This is a genomic window from Trichococcus sp. (assembly GCF_049589555.1).
In the GTDB taxonomy this organism is placed as follows: Bacteria; Bacillota; Bacilli; order Lactobacillales; family Aerococcaceae; genus Trichococcus.
On sequence record NZ_JBAWAZ010000161.1, the window covers coordinates 1 to 6,632 of the forward strand.

The 6,632-nt window shown below is 48.9% G+C and carries 6 protein-coding genes and 1 tRNA gene; 5 read left to right on the forward strand and 2 right to left on the reverse strand.

Features of this window, described 5'->3' with window-relative positions; translation table 11 throughout:
* The first annotated feature begins 77 nt into the window (after positions 1–77).
* Both WBV27_RS06455 and WBV27_RS06460 read left to right on the forward strand, forming a co-directional pair.
* The gene (locus WBV27_RS06455; RefSeq protein ID WP_424200452.1) at positions 78–527 is read left to right on the forward strand and encodes a flavodoxin; all 450 of its coding nucleotides are present in this window, start codon (positions 78–80) and stop codon (positions 525–527) included.
* Between the two features lie 103 nt (positions 528–630).
* Positions 631–1,530, forward strand: coding sequence for a hypothetical protein (locus WBV27_RS06460; RefSeq protein ID WP_424200454.1), 900 nt, complete (start codon positions 631–633; stop codon positions 1,528–1,530).
* A 112-nt stretch (positions 1,531–1,642) separates the two neighbouring features.
* Here WBV27_RS06460 and WBV27_RS06465 read toward each other — a convergent pair whose 3' ends face one another.
* Together WBV27_RS06465 and WBV27_RS06470 are read right to left on the reverse strand one after the other, a co-directional pair.
* Positions 1,643–2,716, reverse strand: coding sequence for a nucleotidyl transferase AbiEii/AbiGii toxin family protein (locus WBV27_RS06465; protein WP_424200456.1), 1,074 nt, complete (start codon positions 2,714–2,716; stop codon positions 1,643–1,645).
* Positions 2,717–2,719: 3 nt separating this feature from the next.
* Positions 2,720–3,457: a DUF6577 family protein gene (locus WBV27_RS06470; RefSeq protein WP_424200458.1), complete on the reverse strand. Its 738-nt coding sequence runs from the start codon at positions 3,455–3,457 to the stop codon at positions 2,720–2,722.
* A gap of 643 nt (positions 3,458–4,100) precedes the next feature.
* Between WBV27_RS06470 and WBV27_RS06475 the strand changes: the two genes are divergently transcribed.
* The 3 genes from WBV27_RS06475 (at position 4,101) to WBV27_RS06485 (ending at position 6,413) form a co-directional block, all read left to right on the forward strand.
* Positions 4,101–5,345, forward strand: coding sequence for an aminopeptidase (locus WBV27_RS06475; RefSeq protein WP_424200460.1), 1,245 nt, complete (start codon positions 4,101–4,103; stop codon positions 5,343–5,345).
* 614 nt (positions 5,346–5,959) lie between these two features.
* A complete protein-coding gene (locus WBV27_RS06480; RefSeq protein ID WP_424200462.1) occupies positions 5,960–6,226 on the forward strand; it encodes a hypothetical protein in 267 nt (88 codons plus the stop codon).
* A 114-nt stretch (positions 6,227–6,340) separates the two neighbouring features.
* Positions 6,341–6,413: transfer RNA gene (locus WBV27_RS06485), tRNA-Arg, on the forward strand.
* Positions 6,414–6,632 lie beyond the last annotated feature (219 nt).

Here is a 6,632-nt window from a genome sequence, read left to right on the forward strand (position 1 = left end):
ATTATTTGATGCCAAGCGGATGGAACTTTGGTATACTTTGAATAGAAAGCAATCGTGAGAAGAAAGAGGGAAATACAATGGCATCAGCATTGATCGTATACGCAAGTTTGACAGGGAATACCGAAGAGATCGCCGATATCGTCGCAGACCAGTTGGAAGCATTGGGCGTGGACGTTGAAGTAAAAGAATGTTCGCAAGTCGCATCGGAAGACTTCTTGGCATATGACATGAACATCATCGCGACTTACACATACGGAACGGACGGCGACCTGCCGGATGAATTCATGGACTTCTATGAAGAGATGGAAGACGTCGACTTCACCGGAAAAATTGCCGGCGTTGTCGGATCTGGGGATACGTTCTATGAATATTACTGCAAAGCAGTCGATGATTTCGAAGCGCAATTCAAAAAATTCGGCGCAACAATCGGCGCAGAAAACGTCAAGATCGACTTGAACGCCGAAGAAGAGGATATCGCGAACCTGCAGAAATTCTCGCAAGCAATGGTTGACGCGCTGAACAAGTAAGCTCGGGCAACCCCATTCATTACAGCAACACATAAGCAAGAGTCGGCATTCGGGAATCCCTGCGGTTGGCTCTTCTTTTTTACAACAGGAAGGAGGCGGTTACATGGATGTCGGAATGGAATATGAAATATTGATGCTCCAGCTGGGGTCGTTGGCCCGCAAGCTTTTCAACGCCGAGGAGAATCTTTCGAAATACCAAGAAGCACTGGAAAAAGCTACTGCGACATTGGAAAAGGAGAACCGCGACCTCGAACGGCTGCGCAATGACAGCTTCTCGAATACCCTCCTGAAACTATTCGGCAACTTCGACCGCCGCTATGATAAAGAGTACCGCGAAATCATCGGCGCGAAAGTCGAGTTCGACAAGGCCTACGCGATGAAAATCGCCGCCGCACGCAGGGTCAAGGAAGTCGAAGCGGACATCGAAGAGAAAAAGCTGCGGCTGCGCAACATCAAGGAAGACGTCCTGCGCAAACATCCGAACATGAACCAAGTCGTCAGCGAGCGCCAGCAACAGCTTCTGGCAATTCAGCACGAATGGCGCGAAACGAACGAAGCCGAACAAGCCGGAACCGCGGTGCTGGAATCCCTATCGGATATCATCAGCGGTCTCGATGCCGCCGATGTCCTTTCAACTTGGGATCTGATCACCGACAGCAGTCTCATCCTGGATTTCCTGAAACACGACAAGCTCGATGCCGCCGAAGCCTCGCTGCTGCACCTCGAACAGACCGTCTATACTTTTGCGAGAGAGCTGCGCGACTTGGATTTCGTCTTCGAAAGCGACCTCGAGACCATCTCCTCCACCCAGCGCGCCCTGGACATCTTCTTCGACAACCTCTTCTCCGATTGGGGAACGAAAGTCATTATTGAGAAGAACATCGAGAACCTGAAGAAGCTGCAGGACAGCACCGAAGATGTCATGGAAAGTTTGGCAGCGAAGAAGCGCGAGCTGGAGACGACGCTGGAAGTGTTGGCGGATGATGATAATAAAGTTGTTTGAGAATATGTTAAGAACCGAGTGGTCTGAGGACTCTCGGTTCCTTTTTTGGTTTCGCTCGAGGGCGAAACCCTATATTTGCAGGTATCACTTATTTCTCCGATGGGCCGCCCTCTCACCGGAGTTGAGTTAGCTGTTGATTGTTTTTCAATTCTTGTGTTTTCGCAAAATAATAGTAGGCTTCCGGACTGAACTTTTTGATTTTTGCCATCTTTTTGAATAACGGCGCACCTACCAATTCCGGTAGCGATACCAGTGGATCAAACTTTTCGAAAGTCTCGCGATCATTTTTCAACAGCAATGCCAAGTATGCTGCCTTGGAGGCACTGACAACTGCCTCTTCTACAATGTAATTCCGGCTAATGATATGAGACTTGATTCTTCTTACACCATCTTCCAATTGCAAGAACAATTCCTTTTCTAGACTCCCTCTCCCCCCAATAATAAGGGAGGTGTTAAGAATATCATCCAGGACAGTTTCATAATCCATCTCACTCAATTGTCGATAGCTCAGTTCCTGAAGCGCGCATCGGACGAAGGTTTCTTTTACTCCTGAAAGAGTTGTCAACTGATCAAACAGACTTTCAATATCAAAAAGTTGTTTGATGATCTCCATCGCCTTACCTTTGTTGTAAGGAATCCCTGTAGAATTTGGAGCAAAAGCTGTCAGCTTATCCCCTAATATATCAGCTATCCCCGGCACTTGAACATATACATTTGGCGGTACTGTATCAACAAACGGACAAGCAATCGCCAAAGTATCGAGATGGCTATAGGGATTCTCTTCAAAAAGTACGTCCAACAAAACATATACTTCAGACTGATCAAATGGCGACGTATAGAACAATTTGAAATGCGCTTTTGGAATTGCGCTAACATGCCTCTTTTGTTCTTCAAACCTCGTAAAAACTGATTTATCCACTATTTTTTTCAACACTTCTTCCAAAACATCTATAGATACTTCTTCCGGCACGATGATATCGATATCGATTGAAAATCGCTTCACTTCTTGGAGTATTAGCAGCAAACTCGTGCCACCCTTAAAAACAAATGACAATTTTGATTCGGCGAGCATTTCCAAAAGATAAAAAGCATGGGTAACCTTGTCAAATAGATTACGGTCAAGATTGCCGTAGCGCTCATTAATTTCTGGGTACCAATCCGCTGTCAGACTTTTTTCAGTTATCATGTGTCAGAGCATCTCGCTTTCCTTTAATCCAAATAAAGTTAGTTGTTTTTCGATGTGCCTTTTTTTTGCATACCGCAACAAAGTGGAGTAATTGATATTGTATTTTTCACGGGCATTTGTGACGACAGTTCTCACTTCGGATTCACCAACCGGCAATATGATGGGTTCGTTAATGATGAGTTCAACCAATAGTTTTTCCAGCTTCGGCAGGTGGTAATTCCCTTCTATTCGATTCAACGGGGCATCCACATACAGGCGATTGACGATTATATTTTCCTCGCTAGGCGATATGTAAAGGTCATAAATCCCTCTATCCGGACGAAGATAGACATTTGGATATTGTTCTTTTACAAAATGAAAAACAGAATTCAGCGCATCTACATCCACTTCCAAAATGATATTTCGCGACTGATACACATGCTCCGTGAGACCCGACAGCCATTCCGTAGGATATATGGAAAAATTGACATAAGGATACTTTGCTTGGATCTGCTGTGCCAGATTCTTCATCTTTTCAGTCGGCTCCGGCAGGAATGCTTTTTTCCCTTGCAGAGCATACTGTCCCCTTTTTGGAGTGTAAATGACGCCAGCTTGCTTCAAATGATAAATACGCCAACGCAAGGTATTAACTTTTATATCCGGTTCAAAAGTTTGGTAAAATTCCAAGAGTTGTTGCGTCGAAACCGGTTGATTTTGTTTAAGGAAGCTTTCCACTTCAGATAGCATAAGTGCAGAAGACATTTTGGTTCCCCCTCCAATCTAACATTTGGGTCAAAATTAGATATTGACCCGTTTATTTGGTTTTATTATAACCCAACAATTGGGTTAAAACAACAATTTGACCCAATTATTGGTTTTAGTCTTGTATGCTGGTTTCGGTGTCCTCCGGTGAGTGCCCTTCTCACCAGAGTTGCGTTTCCGGTAATCTGCTCTCCTACTGCGAGAGAATGTTGGCCGGAGCTGAGGGCTGGGTGGCGCGCTCTTCTCCGGGGAGCGGACCCTCATGGGAGCTGACGGGCCCTTACGAGCATCAGCTCCGGCGAAGGCAACCCACATCGGAGCAGCGAGGGTCTTACTCCCCTTCGCCGGCAGCCGCCTGTTCCCTTTGCCAATTTGCTCATTCTCACAAAAATCTATTGCATTCTTGTGTGGCATATGAGAATATAGTACATGTAATCGATTTTATATCAATTACAGGAGCCCTTGTGGTTCCAGCTTCTGTTTAATCCCCCCAAGGTTAAATAGACAAAGCTCAGCTTCGGCTGAGTTTTTTTGCGTTTTGGGGTCAATTTTGCGCAAATACATGGGAGACTTATCTATTCGCTAGAGATAAGTTGTGCTATGATAGTTCCATTACGTTTATATGCTTAGGAGTGAATACACAATGGTATTACCGAATTTTGAGGAAAATCTGCAGAAGTACGCTAAATTGTTGGTTTCGAAAGGGATCAACGTTCAAAAAGGCCACACGATCGTCATCAACATCGACGTCGAGCAGGCACCGTTCGCGCGGCTGTTGACGAAGGAAGCGTACGCGTTGGGCGCCGAGGAGGTCATCGTCAAGTGGACCGACGATTTCGTCACCCGCGAAACGTATCTGCACACGTCCGAGGAGAGAATGACGGATATCCCGCAATACAAAGTGGATGAAAGTCTCGACATGATCGAAAAGAAAGCGAGCCGCCTTTCTGTCCGCTCGGCCGATCCGGATGCGCTGAACGGCGTCGAAGGCAAAAAATTGGCTGCTGTCCAAAAAGCTAACGGTGTGGCTTTCGAAGCGCAACGCATTGCAACCCAAGCCAACAAAGTCAGCTGGACCGTCGCTGCCGCGGCCGGCGCGAAATGGGCGGCGAAAGTCTTCCCTGATTTGGCGACCGAAGAGGAACAAGTCGACGCTTTGTGGAACGAAATCTTCAAGACCTGCCGCGTCTACGAAGCTGACCCTGTGGCGGCCTGGGATGCGCATGAAGCGCGCCTATTGTCGAAAGCCGATGTGCTGAACGCCGAACAATTCGACAAGCTGCACTATACGGCAGCGAACGGAACCGATTTGACGATCGGCATGCCAGCCAACCACGTCTGGGAAAGCGCCGGGAGCGTGAATGCGCAGAATGAGAATTTCATCGCCAACATGCCGACCGAGGAAGTGTTCTCCGCGCCTGATTTCCGCCGCATCGACGGTGTCGTGAAATCCACGAAACCGTTGAGCTACGCCGGAAACATCATCGACGGCATGACTTTCCGCTTCGAAAACGGCCAAGTGACCGAAGTGACGGCTGAAAAAGGCGAAGAAACGATCCGTCGACTGGTCGAAGAAAACGACGGCGGACGCAGCCTGGGCGAGGTCGCCTTGGTTCCGGATCCATCGCCGATTTCCCAATCTGGCATCGTCTTCTTCAACACGCTGTTCGACGAAAATGCCTCCAACCACTTGGCGCTGGGCTCCGCTTACGCATCCAGCATCGAAGGTGGCACGGAAATGACCCAAGAAGAGCTGGCTGCAGCCGGCCTGAACCGCTCGACCACGCACGTGGACTTCATGATCGGGTCCGCGGATATGGATATCGATGGGATCCGCAAGGACGGATCCGTTATGCCGATCTTCCGCAATGGGGATTGGGCGTTCTAAGTTTATTAGTATTTGTGGCCTCCCGGGGACGGGAGGCTTTTTGTGTTTGTGGGGCGGCTGCGGGCCGCCGAAGTGTTAATGGGGTTGGTTGGGGTTGCCGCAGCTCCGGTGAGGAGTGCGTGCGCCGGAGCTGGCGAATGTAAGGGTTCGTCAACTCCGACGAGGACCCGCTCCCCGGAGATGAGCGAGCTACCCAGCCCCCTGCTCCGGCCAACATTCCCTTATCGGAGGAGAGCGGTTACCGGAAACCGCTACTCCGGCGAGCGAACCTTTCGCCGGAGGAACTGGCGCCTCACCCTGTCCTACGGTTAGGACTGGCTTCGCCGGAGCTGCTGGCCCGCGAAGACTGCCTCCTCCGGTCAGCCTGGTCTGGCAGGAAGAGACGACTCGTCCACCGCCCCTGCTCCGGCCAACATTCCTTCACAGGAGAAGGACTATTACCGGAAACCGCTACTCCGGCGAGCGGGCCTTTCGCCGGAGGAACTGGCGCCGTAACAGCAAGCGGTTTCTTAAGTTTTCCTAGCGCGGCGTTACATTGCTTTTGTTCTGATTTTGGATGGGCTATAATGTGGGTAGATAGTCAGACAAGTCTTCACGAAAGCAGGGGGTTTACCGTGATTGATCGAAAGAAAAGGATGGAACAGTTCGAGGAGGTTTCGCATGCGGTGGAACCGGAAAAACCGTCCAGCAAAAGTTGGCTGTATATTTTCGGAGCAGTCATCTTGATTTTTGGCCTCACCTTTCTCTTCCAACAGATAAGCGGCACATCGAACGGCGAAGTCCGACCGGCCGACATCGAGAGTCTGCACGCGGAGGTCAGTGAATTAAGGGAGACCATCTCCGATCTGGAAAAGCGCATTGACGCATTGGAAAATGAATGAGTTTCGGGCAGCTGATTGGCTGCCCTTTATACATTTTCCGCTGGCTCCGGGAACTTTTTTCAGATGGGTATGGAAATTGCACGCATTAAGTGATACAATGGATAGTGTTCTGTTGGTCCTATAGCTCAGCGGATAGAGCACTCGTTTCCTAAACGAGGTGTCGGAAGTTCAATTCTTCTTAGGGCCGTCATATAAATAAAAAAACGAACTTCCGACAATTTTATTAATTTGTCGGAAGTTTTGTTTGTTTTGGCGTTCGATACTTTTTACATTCCTGGGCGGTTGTCGGAAGTTGAACATACATTTCTTTTCGAATCGCCGACTGATGCGGGGGGACGTCGACTGTTCGGCATCCTTCGTTTGGCGTTCAGCAAACGAATTCGGGTTTCGTCGACTGTTCGGTGTC